We start from the raw sequence: 13,231 nt of genomic DNA, 5'->3' as shown, positions 1-13,231 counted from the left end.
TCCTTCACGATAGCCCACTTTATTATTTATCCTTTGTTCTTATCCTTTGTTCTCGTATCGAATATGCTCCGCGCTCAAGTTACTGCCTTCTATACGCAGTATACCGAACGAATAGAGGGGCTGTCTGCGTTTATCCGTCGGCGATCCCGGATTAAACAGCAGGATTCCATCTCGTCTCTTCAATAAAGGAACATGGGAATGACCAAAAATAATAACATCCACTTCATCCCTTGCAAACGCATGAAAGGCAGTCGTCTCCGTGCCTTCCCTGCCCCTCGATCCATGGCCATGAACAACGCCAATTCGAACCCCGCCGAATTGCATCACTTTACGATAGCCGAACTTAGCAATAATGGCCTGCCCATCATTATTACCGGCCACACCATCTGTAGGCGCATAAGCCTGCAGCATGTCCCAAACGGACATTTCCATCCAATCCCCTGCATGAATGATTGCATCTGCATCCTTGAGCTCTAGAATAAGACGCTCTGGTAGCTTCTTCGCCATGCGCAGCATATGTGTATCGGATAGGACAACCAGCTTCATCCGAACCAACTCCTCTTCCCTTCACTTCGGGTCTCGTAGCAACAATACGGACTATACGGCAAAGCCTCTCTATATCATTATGTGCATTTACGCTAGGGAATTCAATGTAAATTGTCAGCGCTATCAATCACACAAAGACATCCCTTTCTCCATCAATCTGATGATTGATGAGAAGAGGATGTCTTTGTAATTTCCACCCTTTAGCGGGATAGGGTTTCAGCAGCTTGTTCCTCGCTGCGCCCTGTTAGATTCACTCTTGAGCGCCCCATGAACGGAATGAGCAGCAGACCAATCACAACTAAGCATAAAGAGCCCACAAATACGACACGAATGGAACCCGCCAGTGCCGAAGTAAGTTGATTGACGATTTGAACTGGAAGCGCGGCACGCTGTTTCACCTCGAGCAGCACAGCGGCGCCTGACTTCTGAAGCTCCGGCGATGCAAATTTGGCCATCTTCTCTTGCAGCAGATTCGTTTGGATCAGACCGAATATGGCGATTCCAATAGCCGAACCCATGTTACGGAAGAACGGCACCAGCGAGTTAGCCATCCCATGACGTTCAGGTGCCAAACGGTGGACAGAAGACAGATTAAGGACAGCCGCCATGATACCAAGACCAAAACCCACGACACACATACAGAGAATGACGGCTCCGTGCGTGGACTGTGTACCCAGTCGATACAGCATGATCATGGAAATGCCAATGATCAATGCTCCGAGACCCAGCATCGTACGGTAGGTCACTTTATTGACCATTAACCCGCTGAGAATGGAGCCTATAATGAGCGTAAGCATCATCGGCGTTAAGGTTTGACCAGCATTGGTAGCCGACTCTAACGTAACACCTTGAATAAAGAGTGGAATATAGGTTGAACAAGCCATCATGACAACCCCAACGATAACACTTAACACCATCGTAATGGAGAACACAGGATTCCGGAACATATCCATCGGAATAAGCGGCTGCTTGGATCTCCTTTCCGCAAGGATGAACACGCTGCACAGAACAATAGCGGAGACTAGAAAAGCAATAACCCTGAAGGAGTTCAGTGCTTGCTCGCGGCTCCAGAATTCAAGTCCCAGCATTAACGTAATGATCGCGAGTGTGAATAACAGGGCATTTAGAAGATTCAGACGCCCCCTCGGGCGGCTTCCCCTCTCCTTCTCCTTGAAGCCTAATAGGAAACAAAGCACAGCTATAATACCAATAGGCATATTCATGTAGAAGGCCCATCGCCAGTTCCAATGATCCACGAAATATGCACCCGCTAGCGGGCCAAACACAGATGCAAGCCCAAGCACTGCCCCGAATAACCCATTCATTTTGCCGCGCTTTTCCTCGGGAAACAAATCGATAATCGTCACAAATACGATGGGAATGATCATGCCCGCCCCTAAACCTTGAATACCGCGAAACACAATCATCATTTCCATAGACGAAGCAGCCCCGCAAAGACCAGAGCCGAGCAGAAATGCACCAACACCAATGGCTAGAAGCGGCTTACGGCCATAAATATCCGATAATCTACCCGCAATAGGCGTTGCCACCACGATTGCAATCATATACACCGAGAACACCCATGCATAATAGCCCGCTCCCCCAAGCTTTGACACGATCGTTGGAACTACTGTCGAGACAATGGTTTGATCGAGAACAGCAATGGTTAGAATGAGTAGTAGTCCAGGAATAACGAGTCCAAGGCGTGATCCGTGCGCAGGAGGTAATGAGGAGGTTTCTACGGATTCCACGGATTGTGAAGCCTTGAGATTGAGATCAAATCCTTCCTTTCCTAAATTGACTTGAGACGATTTCAATACGGACACGGACATCTCCACCTTTTCAATAATGAATAATAATTCATTTTTGTTGCTAAAAAAAATGCCTACCTGCTGATTAAATAAGCGATTGTAGGCCTTGATACCAAAGGGCAACATATTGGCGAAGAACGCCGTGGCATTCTTCCGGATCTTCATAACGTCTTACAATTTCGAGATAGCCTTGAAAAAAAGCGACCGAAATCGGCCAAGCTGCCTTTTCCGTAAAATAAATAGGCTCCTCAAGCGATATCGCCGGGTCTGCCTGCGTCAACAGATTGCTCTCATATTGCAGCTTTGCTCTGTGGTTATATTCAGCAAAGTGACCCACGATGTGATCGGCGAATATTTTATACAACGTCTGTCTCTCATTCTCATGTCTCGTTCCTTTACTGCCATCAACTAGAATGAGAAGCGGAACGCGATACTTTACCGTCAAACCACCAAAGGCCTGGATGATCATGTCAACCAGAACTCCAATGTGCAGCCCGCGAATTTCTGCAGTCGATTCTTGCTCATTGTGACCGAGCATTTGCTGAAGCTCTTGATACACAGGGCCAACAACAGCCTCGAAGATTTCTTCCTTACCCGCGTAGTAGCGGTAGAGGTTGCCAGCAGAGATGCCAACGGCTTCGGCGATCTGTTTAATCGATGTACCCGAATAACCATGCTGCATGAACGCATCCTGAGCAGCCCGAAGAATGGCATATCTAATCTCATCTTTGAGTATTTGAACCATTAATGAACCTCCGTTCATTTTTGATTATAAAATAGTTCTTCTCCGTTATCAAGTATTATTTTATCCAGCTAATTCCCGCTTAACTTTTCTAAATGATTTCGAAAAGGGTTTGTCACCCCTACTTTTCCATGTTAGATTATATAACATATAACCTTGAGCGATGAATTCACAGAGAATAAGGAGAGAATGCCATGCTGAACTTTCGCCGTTACTCTACTGCCGACCACGAAGATATATGGAGGATCCATTTGCTTGTCATTGCCGCGGCCGGTGTCGAGCCTACTCACCAGCATTACCACGATATTTTTCACATTCATGAGAATTACTTAGATTGCGGTGGAGATTTCTTTGTTGGAACAGGGTTGAATGGAGTCGTTCTCGCGATGGGCGGCTTGAAGAAGCTGGACGAAGAAACCGCGGAAATTAAACGGCTTCGTGTTCATCCCGATTATCAACAGCGTGGATTCGGCCAGGCTCTGCTGGAGCGACTGGAGGAACGCGCGCTCGAGCTCGGCTTTAATCACATTTATCTAGACGCGCTTACCAACCAGCTCGGTGCAAAAAAGATGTTTATGAATAACGGGTACCACCATAGAGGCGCTTCCGTTATCGATGGTTTCTGGATTAACGTATATGAGAAATCCCTGGTTCCGTCCACGTAAGCCTTCTCTTCAACAATAATCATTCATACCTGCTCAAACCGCTTGCCTCATTCGTTCGTTACCTCATTATGATATTAATCATTTTGGGGAGGTAACGTTATGAAAACAAGAAGGTTTGGGCTTTTCCTATTTATTTTGACCTTATGTGCCTCATTACTCGCACCCACTTTGGGTGCAGTTGCTGCCGAGCAAGAGACAGCAACGGTTACGACCGATGCACAAACAGCAGCCAAGCTAGGCTTGCTGCTAGGAGATGGTGAAGGCGTTTCGGATGCTTACTTAGGCAAGCATTCTACTCGCATACAAGCGGCAATTATTTCTTTACGTCTTCAAGGGCATTTAGAAGAAGCACTTACTTATTCAGGAACTGGTAATTTCTCCGATGCCAAGTTGGTTAACAAGCAGAACCAAGCGATTCTTGGTTATCTGAAGAGTCACCAGGAGCTTGGCTGGAATGGCGCGGGGAATGGAACCTTCAATCCATTAGCTGAAATCAGCTCACAGCAGCTGTACAAGGTCCTTCTTGAAGTCCTTGGATTCAAATCCGGAACGGATTTCACCTATGCCGCCACTGAAAGCTTCGCAGCCAAGCAAGGTCTAAGTCAAATTGCGGGTACAGCCTCTATTACTAATGCCCATATTGCCACTGCGCTCGTTGAAGCCTTAACTGCCACAGGCATGCACGGGCACAGCCTATTCGAGATGCTGCAGGCAGATGGCGTCATTGCTGCGTCAGATAAGCTGCCAGCAGGTGAGCGAATTCGCCTAAGCAGCTCCGATAAGCTTGGTACCTTCTTCACAGATCAGAATGGACGCACCCTCTACTTTTTCACGAAGGATGCGGCAGATTTGAACAGCTGTCAAGGCGATTGCCTCAAAGCATGGCCAATATTCTATGCGGATCAGCTGCAAATCCCATCCTCCCTGAATCCGGCTGATTTTGGCGTAATGAAGCGTGCGGACGGCACGGAACAAACCACCTATAAAGGATGGCCCCTTTACTATTTCGTGAAGGATCAAGCTGGCGATGTACTAGGCGAAGCTGTGGGCGGCGTCTGGTTTGTCGCCAAAGCCGATTATGCCGCTATGCTCGGCACCTCTCCAACGCTGGGCAACTACTTAACAGATGAGCACGGCCGCACCCTCTACTATTTTGATAAAGATACACCCCAAACGAGCGTCTGCGAAGGCGACTGTCTAGTAAACTGGCCAGCCTATCTAGCACATGGCGATTATGTCCCGACAGGTGTTGCCAAAAGCGATATCGGTACTCTTACTAGATCGGACGGCAGCAAGCAAACGACTTATAAAGGGTTCCCCCTTTATTACTTCATCAAGGACAAAGCACATGGCGATGTACTGGGCCAAGATGTCGGTCACGTCTGGTTCGTCGTTAATCCAGCCACATTCGCTGGCACAACAGCACCTATAGCCAAAACCTACCACATCGACATCAAAGAGTACTCCTTCGGCCAGGGACCGCTTACAGTCGAGGCCGGTTCCAAGGTTGTATTCACCAACTACGACGATATGCAGCATAATGCCGTAGCGGTGGACGGCAGCTTCAGCATTCCTTTGCTTGCCAAAGGAGAATCTTTCACGATTACCCTAAATAAAGCCGGAACCTACGACTATTACTGTGAGCCGCACAAGAAATTCATGACCGGCCAGATCATCGTGAAGTAGGCGAGGGCTAGAGATGAGAATAAAGCTGCACAAGAGAAAAGTATTCGCATTGCTATCTACCTTGCTAGTCTTCCTTCTACTGGTAGCCTGCGGATCGCAACAGACAAATACACCCGCCGCAGAAGGACATGAGAGCCATACAGCTGCGTCCGATGGTTCTAAGACAATTGAGTCCTCACAAGAGAATAAGACTCCTGCGGGAACACAGACAAATAACATGGATTCCAAGACCCCTGCTGACAATGCTGCTAGTACAAAGCACACAGATGACGATAAGGCGAAGAATGATTCTTCGCCTGCTAAGTCCGATAGCAGCTCGAAGGACGGCTCCGTTCCTGCCAAGTCCGATATCGGCGCGAAGGACGGCTCTGCTCCTGCCAAGTCCGACAGCGGCGCGAAGGACGGCTCTGCTCCTGACAAGTCCGATAGCGGCGCGAAGGACGGCTCCGTTCCCGCCAAGTCCGACAGCAGCTCGAAGGACGGCTCTGTTCCTGACAAGTCCGACAGCAGCTCGAAGGACGGCTCTGTTCCTGACAAGTCCGACAGCAGCTCGAAGGACGGCTCCGTTCCTGCCAAGTCCGACAGCAGCTCGAAGGACGGCTCCGTTCCTGCCAAGTCCGATAGCGGCTCGAAGGACGGCTCTGTTTCTGGCAAGAACCCCAAGCCGAGTAAGCCACCAACCAGCTCTACCCCTTCCGAGAAGACTGGCACTGTATTCGTCGTAGAAATTAAAGATTTTGCCTTCTCCCCTGCCAATCTGGAGATCAAAGCAGGAGACATTGTGAAATTCGTCAACAGAGATAAAGTAAAGCATTCCGCCACTTCTGACGATAGTATCTTCGATACGGATCTGCTCGGTTTGGATGAAGCCAAATCCGTAACCTTTGACAACGCGGGTACATTCACTTACTTTTGCTCACCACATCCGGCCATGCAAGGAACCATCGTCGTTACTGCAAAGTGAGGACAATGAGCATAGCTCGTCAGCGGCCTTATGGAAGGACTTCAACAAAATCCACGGACGGGCCGATTGACTTTATTCCATAGAGCTATCGGCCACTGTCTTTGTTTGATAAAATGAACGTAATTCACGCCTATTCTGGAGGCTAGTCCGTATGCAGAATCTGTCCGATCATGAGCTGATGCTGCTCGTTAAAGGCAAACGACACACGGCGTTATCTATCTTGTATGATCGGTATGCGCCACTCATTTATTCCTTTGCATGGAAGGCCTTGAGGGATGAGTCGGCAGCTCGAGATATTGTGCAGGCTGTATTCTTGAGGCTGTGGACGACCGAATCGGACTTCAATCCAGACAAAGGTCGGTTCACGAGCTGGCTGTTAACAATAACCCGCCATATAACGACGGATTCCCTGCGCAAGAAGAGACGGGATAACGCAGGGATTATGCCCTATTTTCCTGAAGAGCTCGAGCGAATTCCCGATGCGCGCACACCCTCGCCAGAGGATCGAGCTGAACGACAATCCTTTAAAGAACAAATCCGCAACGCCTATTGTCATCTTTCAAAGCAGCAGATCCTTCTGCTGGAGCATTTCTATTGGCAGGGCTATAGCCTAAGCGAGCTGGCGGCCAAATATAATCAACCGCTGGGCACAGTGAAGAACCGCCTACATCAAACTTTAAAAATATTGCGCAGACATCTGCTGGTAGAAGAGGAGGGGATATGATGGGAGAAAGAAGAGGGGATATGATGGGAGAAAGAAGAGGGTTACCCGTATGTGAATGCTGTCCGGACTATGTGATGGACATTTGCACGGATGAGGAGAAGCTCGCTTTCGAACGTCATCTCCCCTTTTGCGAAGACTGTCAGAAGGAGCTCGAGGAGCTGGGCATCGTATGGGAGGCTCTTCCTACGGATATGGAACAAATCGAACCGCCAGCCGACCTGAAAAATCAAGTTATGAACGCCATAATGGCGACAGAAAGCGATAAAGATCATCCGATTTCAACAGCAATCCGAGCAAGAAGACCGTTATTCGGCAAAAGGTCTACAACAGCTCTCTTTGCAGCCGCCATTGCCGCAATCTTACTCGTCTCGCTGTGGAATGTGCAGCTGTACCGCGATCAGTCGGCGGCACCTCTGCCCGTAGAGCAGGCATTGTCCGTATCCGCCGCTCAAATTACTCAATTGGTTCGACTGCAGCCCAAGTCGCCCGAGGTATCCGAATCTGCGGGTGTTGCTTGCATTGTCGATAATGGACAGAGCAAGCAGTTCGTCATCTATCTGTTTGGCGCAGCCGTCACCGAAGGTGATCAAGCCTACCAAGTATGGCTCATTAAGGATGGGGTAAGAAGCAGCGCTGGCACCTTCCGGGTTCATCGATCGGACAAAGGAATCGGATTGCTGGCCATGCCGATCGCCTCCGATACGCTTGCCTTTGATTCCATCGGCATTACGCTCGAGCCCGATGACCATGGCAATCAACCGCGTGGCGCCAAAATGTATGGCTCTGTTTAATTTAATGCCAGCTAGGAAAAGGAACTCGGCTTCGGTCCGTTCAGAATCGTGTAATTCTTCCACTCCTGAGGTAACAGGCGATTATATTGCGGCTGCAAATAACGATCATCGATCAACAGCAGGCTGCCCGTATCGGTTTCGGAACGAATCAGCCTTCCACCTGCCTGCAGTACCTTATTCATGCCGGGATAGAGGAAAGCATAATCGAAGCCATTCTTACCCACGCTATCAAAATATTCACGGATGATGTTACGTTCGAGACCAATTTGCGGAAGCCCAACACCTACGACAACAACGCCTGTCAGACGATCACCGACCAAATCGATGCCTTCCGAGAAGATGCCGCCCATGACGGCAAACCCGACGAAGGCTTTCTTTTTGCCATCATCATTAGGACCCAATCTAGCCATAGCACTTATCGGTTCCACTGCGAAAGCAGCTAAGAAGTTCTCTCTGTCTTCCTCCGTCATGCTCGTCCCTTGAATAATCGTATTCGCCTGTCCATCCTCAGCAGCAGCTGCATATCGCTCATAAGCATCATTCATATATTCATAAGACGGGAAGAACAGCAAATAATTACCCGGCCTCTCCTTCGTCATTTCACTGATGAGCCGAACGATCGGATCTTTCGTCCGTTCCCGATCCTGATACCGGGTCGACAGCGGCCCGATGAACACATCCAGCTGTGTACTGGAGAATGGCGATGGTATCGTCACGGAGAAATCTGACTCCGAGCCGCCACCAAGCATATCCATATAATAATTCAGCGGTGATAACGTAGCGGAGAAAAAAATGACCGATCGATAGCCCTTACTCATCTGCCGCAAGAGATGCGAGGGGTCTAGACAGAACAGCTTCATGCGAACATCACTTTTCGTGCATTCCGTGTACGTGACGAAGCGCTCATCGTACAGCTTCGCAATGCGGATGAAGCTCTGAGCAGCATAAAACAGATCCAACAGCAGGGCATTGCCCTGACCTGGCCCAGAGCCCGGCACTAGAAGCTCCTTCTCAGCCAGGCTTACAAAAGTCTCGAGCAGTACTACTAGTGACTCCGGCGGCTCTTTGACCACCTGTGTATAACGATCTCCAATTTGCTTGCGAAGCGCGATATAGCTATCGTTCACTGCTTTGGCCGCTTGATATAGTGCCGGATTCGTTGTTTTATATTCTCTTTGAACCGCAAGAAAATCCGCCTTATGCAGCTCACTGGAATACATCTCACGAGCACGATCCACCAGATTATGCGACTCATCTATCAATAAAGCGGTTTGCCGCTTCTGATCATCGAACAGCCGCTTCAAACTGACGCGCGGGTCAAACACATAGTTGTAGTCGCATATCATCGCATCAGCGGCATACGCGGCATCCAGAGCAAATTCGAACGGACATACCCGATGCTTATGGGCATAAGCTTCGATAACAGTCCGAGTCATCAGCGTCTCCTGTGACAGCAGATCCAGCAGCGCTTCATTGATTCGGTCATAATAGCCATCTGCATATTCGCAATGTTCTTTGGAGCACCGCACTTCCTCTTTGAAGCAAACTTTTTCCTTGGCCGTTAGTGTCACAGTATGCAGATGCAGCCCTTTAGATTCCAGCAGGGCATAGGCCTCTTCAGCAGCCGTCCGTGTAATCGTCTTCGCAGTCAAATAAAGGATGCGTTGAAGCAAACCCTCCCCCATGGCCTTAATAGATGGGAAGATCGTCGAGATCGTTTTCCCTATGCCAGTAGGTGCTTTTGCAAAAAGTTTACCGCTGTCGGCAATGGTTTTATACACAGCTCCAGCTAGCTTCCGCTGGCCTTCTCGGTATTGATCAAACGGAAAAGCGAGCTGCTTGATACTCTCGTCTCTTAGCCTTGCATGATGGGTAATTAACTGCGCGTAGGGAGAATAGGCCGCCAGCATACTCAACATGAATTGCTCCAGCTCCACGAATGGCATCACTTCGACGAAACGCTTCTGCTCCCCCGTAACCACCTGCACATAGGTTAGCTGCACCTTCATCTGATCGAGCCCTTGATCCTTAGCGATAATGTAAGCATACATCTTGGCTTGCGCCCAATGAACGGGATACGAGCTCTCCGTAATAGCCGCGAGTTCCCTTGCAGTAGACTTAATTTCGTCAACTGTTAAGATCGTTTCATGCGCCAGAAGCCCATCACAACGTCCATCAACGATGAATAGAAGATCGTCAATCACGATCTCCACAGAGACATATACTTCCTTCTGGTCCTGCTCGCCGTACTGCTTCTGAATCGCTTGATGGACCTTCGTCCCCTCCGTCATGGAGCTGGTTGTCCGAAAACCAGATTCGATGCTGCCACTGCTACATACATATTCAACGAGCGATCGTACCGACAGACGTATCGTATTAGGCATCTTCATCTCCTATAAAATAAAAAAAAAGCCGTTCCAACGGTTGCGATGGACGGCTGCTTATATTTGTTTACCTTTTTTTAGTGCTTTTAGATCGCCGTTTGAGTTCACAAGCGTCGGCAGCATCTTCATGCTCTTTACCATAGGTGAATGACAGATATGACAGGTCGGCACGTATTCGAATGCGAAATTATCACGCATCCAGCTCTTGCAGCCTTCCTTCTCGCAGCTCCAGATCTCTGTGTTCTCTTCAGGGATATCTTCTAGCAACTTCTTCCTATTATACAAGATACATCCCTCCTTTTATTAAAAAAAACTACCCTCAACACAAGTTAAGGGCAGTTTTATTTTGTAACAGAAGAAAGTTGTAAATACTACAGTTTTACAACGTTTTCTGCTTGTGGTCCACGGTTGCCTTGAACAACGTTGAATTCAACGCGTTGGCCTTCGTCCAAAGATTTGAAGCCGTCTCCAACGATTGCGGAGAAATGTACGAATACATCGTTGCCGCCTTCAACTTCGATAAAGCCAAATCCTTTTTCTGCGTTAAACCATTTTACTGTTCCTGTTTGCATGGGTAAAACCTCCAAAGATAAATTAACATGTACTTTTTATTCGGTAAACAAATAAAAAAATCACACATTGAGAAAGGTACCATCCTGTCGCACAAATGACAACCCTTTTCAATAAGTGAATTCAGGTTAGCTCTTTTATGGATACTCATATCTTACCATGTTTATCTCCCAAATGCAACTCGCTTACAAGCCTTTCCATGGTTTTCTTTTGGATATTTTTCGACTAAAAATGCAGACTGACTTGTCCCTCTAAACGCAGTAACCACGCGGAAAACCACTCCAAAATACATGTTACCCACAATCCTGGTTTTATAAACACAAGCCTGGGAAATCCCTTTATAATCGAAAAGCCTGGAAGCGCTTCACGCACAACCAGGCCTCCCTATAAAAACTTATTCGAATTTCCAGCAGCTGAGACTCAAGGTCCCCATCTGGTAATCCTGATAAACAAGCTTCGCCTGCCTGTTCCGATCACCAGTGCCCATTGCCAGTAGTAAGGGAATGAAATGCTCGCTTGTCGGCACGGAATCTTTGCCATAAGGAGCCTCTTCCCGGTAATTGAATAGTGCTTCAAGATCCCACGTCTCCAACTTGCTCTTCAGCCATTGATCGAAGGAAACGGCCCAATCCGCAGCAGCATTAGCGCCCCACTCAATTCGGCGTAAATTATGAACAGTTCCACCACTTCCAATAATCATAATATCCTGTTCCCGAAGTTCAGCCAGAGCCTGGCCAATCTGATACTGCTGTTCATTGGTCAAATTCCGATTAACGGATAGCGCAATAACAGGAATGTCAGCATCTGGGTAGAGAAGCTTCAGAACCGCCCAAGCCCCGTGATCAAGCCCGCGTTCGTGATCCAGTCTGCTCGGAATCCCTTTCTCCGCGAATAGTGTCTGAATCTGATCACTAAGCGCAGCATCTCCGTGCGCTGGATAAGTGATCTGATAAAGCTGTTCCGGAAAACCGGAGAAATCATAGATCGTGCTGTACGTATCTACGGCACCGATCGATTGAATTGTACTCTCCCAGTGGGCAGAGAATAGAACGATTGCCTTAGGCTTCACTTTATCCTTCGCAAAGCTCTTCAGGAAATCCGTATAGCCATGCTCTTCGATGACCAAAGAAGGCGCACCATGCGCAAAAAAGTATGAGGGTACCATCGTTATCATCAACTCCTTTTTATAAAATATTAGTTATAGGTAATTAAAGTTTATATAACTAATTTAACTTCATTTGTGATAGCGAGTCAAGTGGAAATTTGCTATTATAAACTTATTGTTGTTATTACTAATATTAATGGAATTGGAGGAGCAGCAATGGATATCGGCTCAACGATTCGAAACATACGCAAACGAAAAAACATAACGATCGCCCAAATCTGTGAAGAAACCGGCCTGTCACAGGGGTTCATGAGTCAGGTAGAGACCAATAAGACCTCTCCCTCGATCTCTACTTTAGACCAAATCGCGAATGCCTTGAACGTCCCTCTCGCTTTCTTGCTCCTGAGAAAAGATGACCGCATGAGTATTGTGCGCAAGGAGGAGAGACAGATGACGACGACAGGCAGCGGCAACCTGAAGATCACGCATCTGAGCTCCGTTGGCGGGGTGAGAATGACCCTTGCCGAGCTTCCACCCGGTGCTTCTACAGGAACGGAGCCCCATGCGCATGAGGGAAAAGAAGTGCATTTTGTCATGCAGGGGAGCGTATATGTCGAGCAAGGAGAGGACTCCGCTACTCTGTCTGAGGGTGACTCCTTCAGCTGGCATGCCTGTGTCCCCCATTTAGTGAAAAATGTGGGTGATGGACCCGCCGTTGTCCTCATCGCTATCTACAAGGAGACGGATCTAGATCTGGAATTCGATCTATAAATTTAACTTTACCTATGGCGAGGTGAACGATTTGTGTTGAAATTATTCGTTTACTTGAAGCTCTACTGGGGAGCTGCAATTTGAGCCACGGACAGCGGCAGCTGCTGACCATCGCCTCAGGGGATGCAGGCCGAACACGCTTTGGTAAACGAATAGCAAGCCACAGCAAAAACCCCAACAAAGGGAATTCGGCCTTTGTTGGAGTTTTTTGCCGCTGATTTGGATAATTTGCAGGCTACTTCCCCTACTCTATTGGATTGGATGAATGAGTCCTAGCCACTCCCAGTAAGGTACACTGAGGATGGTCGCCAATAGAACCGCTGCTCCGTAACCAAGCGCCGTCAGCTGCCCCTGACGGTGGCTGAAGGACTACCCTCCGCACTATAGTAGGCTGTCAGATAAGTCGGTGATTGATAGGCGAAGAAGAATGGATCCGTCGACAATAGAATGTTCAACAAAACATACCTCACCC

14 protein-coding genes are annotated in these 13,231 nt (G+C 48.2%); 6 read left to right on the top strand and 8 right to left on the bottom strand.

The window, feature by feature from the left end; genetic code table 11:
- Positions 1 to 39: 39 nt before the first annotated feature.
- The 3 genes from EKN16_RS25085 to EKN16_RS25075 all read right to left on the bottom strand — a co-directional run bounded on the left by EKN16_RS25085 (position 40) and on the right by EKN16_RS25075 (position 3,102).
- A complete protein-coding gene (locus EKN16_RS25085; protein ID WP_125663416.1) occupies positions 40 to 546 on the bottom strand; it encodes a metallophosphoesterase family protein in 507 nt (168 codons plus the stop codon).
- A gap of 200 nt (positions 547 to 746) precedes the next feature.
- On the bottom strand, positions 747 to 2,372 hold the full coding sequence (locus tag EKN16_RS25080) for an MDR family MFS transporter (RefSeq protein ID WP_164522990.1): 1,626 nt from the start codon (positions 2,370 to 2,372) through the stop codon (positions 747 to 749).
- A 70-nt stretch (positions 2,373 to 2,442) separates the two neighbouring features.
- Positions 2,443 to 3,102: a TetR/AcrR family transcriptional regulator gene (locus EKN16_RS25075; RefSeq protein WP_164522989.1), complete on the bottom strand. Its 660-nt coding sequence runs from the start codon at positions 3,100 to 3,102 to the stop codon at positions 2,443 to 2,445.
- A gap of 191 nt (positions 3,103 to 3,293) precedes the next feature.
- On the opposite strand from EKN16_RS25075, the gene EKN16_RS25070 reads away from it, so the two are divergent.
- The 5 genes from EKN16_RS25070 (at position 3,294) to EKN16_RS25050 (ending at position 7,929) form a co-directional block, all read left to right on the top strand.
- Complete coding sequence (locus EKN16_RS25070) at positions 3,294 to 3,764, top strand: GNAT family N-acetyltransferase (protein WP_125663412.1); 471 nt, start codon at positions 3,294 to 3,296, stop codon at positions 3,762 to 3,764.
- A gap of 99 nt (positions 3,765 to 3,863) precedes the next feature.
- Entirely contained in the window at positions 3,864 to 5,450 is a 1,587-nt protein-coding gene (locus EKN16_RS25065) for a plastocyanin/azurin family copper-binding protein (protein WP_125663411.1), read from the top strand.
- 13 nt (positions 5,451 to 5,463) lie between these two features.
- Positions 5,464 to 6,414 (top strand): cupredoxin domain-containing protein, encoded by a 951-nt coding sequence (locus EKN16_RS25060; protein WP_125663410.1) that lies wholly within the window; start codon positions 5,464 to 5,466, stop codon positions 6,412 to 6,414.
- 151 nt (positions 6,415 to 6,565) lie between these two features.
- Positions 6,566 to 7,138 (top strand): RNA polymerase sigma factor, encoded by a 573-nt coding sequence (locus tag EKN16_RS25055; RefSeq protein WP_125663409.1) that lies wholly within the window; start codon positions 6,566 to 6,568, stop codon positions 7,136 to 7,138.
- Positions 7,135 to 7,929 (top strand): anti-sigma factor, encoded by a 795-nt coding sequence (locus tag EKN16_RS25050; RefSeq protein WP_125663408.1) that lies wholly within the window; start codon positions 7,135 to 7,137, stop codon positions 7,927 to 7,929. The genes EKN16_RS25055 and EKN16_RS25050 overlap by 4 nt, the downstream gene beginning before the upstream one ends.
- Positions 7,930 to 7,940: 11 nt before the next feature.
- Here EKN16_RS25050 and EKN16_RS25045 read toward each other — a convergent pair whose 3' ends face one another.
- The 4 genes from EKN16_RS25045 to EKN16_RS25030 form a co-directional block, all read right to left on the bottom strand.
- Positions 7,941 to 10,313: an ATP-dependent DNA helicase gene (locus EKN16_RS25045; protein ID WP_125663407.1), complete on the bottom strand. Its 2,373-nt coding sequence runs from the start codon at positions 10,311 to 10,313 to the stop codon at positions 7,941 to 7,943.
- 57 nt (positions 10,314 to 10,370) lie between these two features.
- Positions 10,371 to 10,598, bottom strand: coding sequence for a cold-shock protein (locus tag EKN16_RS25040; RefSeq protein ID WP_125663406.1), 228 nt, complete (start codon positions 10,596 to 10,598; stop codon positions 10,371 to 10,373).
- Between the two features lie 86 nt (positions 10,599 to 10,684).
- Positions 10,685 to 10,885 carry a cold-shock protein gene (locus tag EKN16_RS25035; RefSeq protein ID WP_040951936.1) on the bottom strand — a complete coding sequence of 67 codons (201 nt, stop codon included), beginning with the start codon at positions 10,883 to 10,885 and terminating at the stop codon, positions 10,685 to 10,687.
- Positions 10,886 to 11,277: 392 nt separating this feature from the next.
- Positions 11,278 to 12,048 (bottom strand): DODA-type extradiol aromatic ring-opening family dioxygenase, encoded by a 771-nt coding sequence (locus EKN16_RS25030; RefSeq protein WP_125663405.1) that lies wholly within the window; start codon positions 12,046 to 12,048, stop codon positions 11,278 to 11,280.
- 156 nt (positions 12,049 to 12,204) lie between these two features.
- On the opposite strand from EKN16_RS25030, the gene EKN16_RS25025 reads away from it, so the two are divergent.
- On the top strand, positions 12,205 to 12,759 hold the full coding sequence (locus EKN16_RS25025; protein WP_125663404.1) for a helix-turn-helix domain-containing protein: 555 nt from the start codon (positions 12,205 to 12,207) through the stop codon (positions 12,757 to 12,759).
- Positions 12,760 to 13,100: 341 nt separating this feature from the next.
- Here EKN16_RS25025 and EKN16_RS33560 read toward each other — a convergent pair whose 3' ends face one another.
- Positions 13,101 to 13,229 carry a hypothetical protein gene (locus EKN16_RS33560; protein WP_269462713.1) on the bottom strand — a complete coding sequence of 43 codons (129 nt, stop codon included), beginning with the start codon at positions 13,227 to 13,229 and terminating at the stop codon, positions 13,101 to 13,103.
- Between the last annotated feature and the right edge of the window lie 2 nt (positions 13,230 to 13,231).

The organism is Paenibacillus baekrokdamisoli (assembly GCF_003945345.1).
Taxonomy (GTDB): Bacteria; Bacillota; Bacilli; order Paenibacillales; family Paenibacillaceae; genus Paenibacillus_Z; species Paenibacillus_Z baekrokdamisoli.
This window is presented reverse-complemented; position numbering and strand designations above follow the sequence as displayed.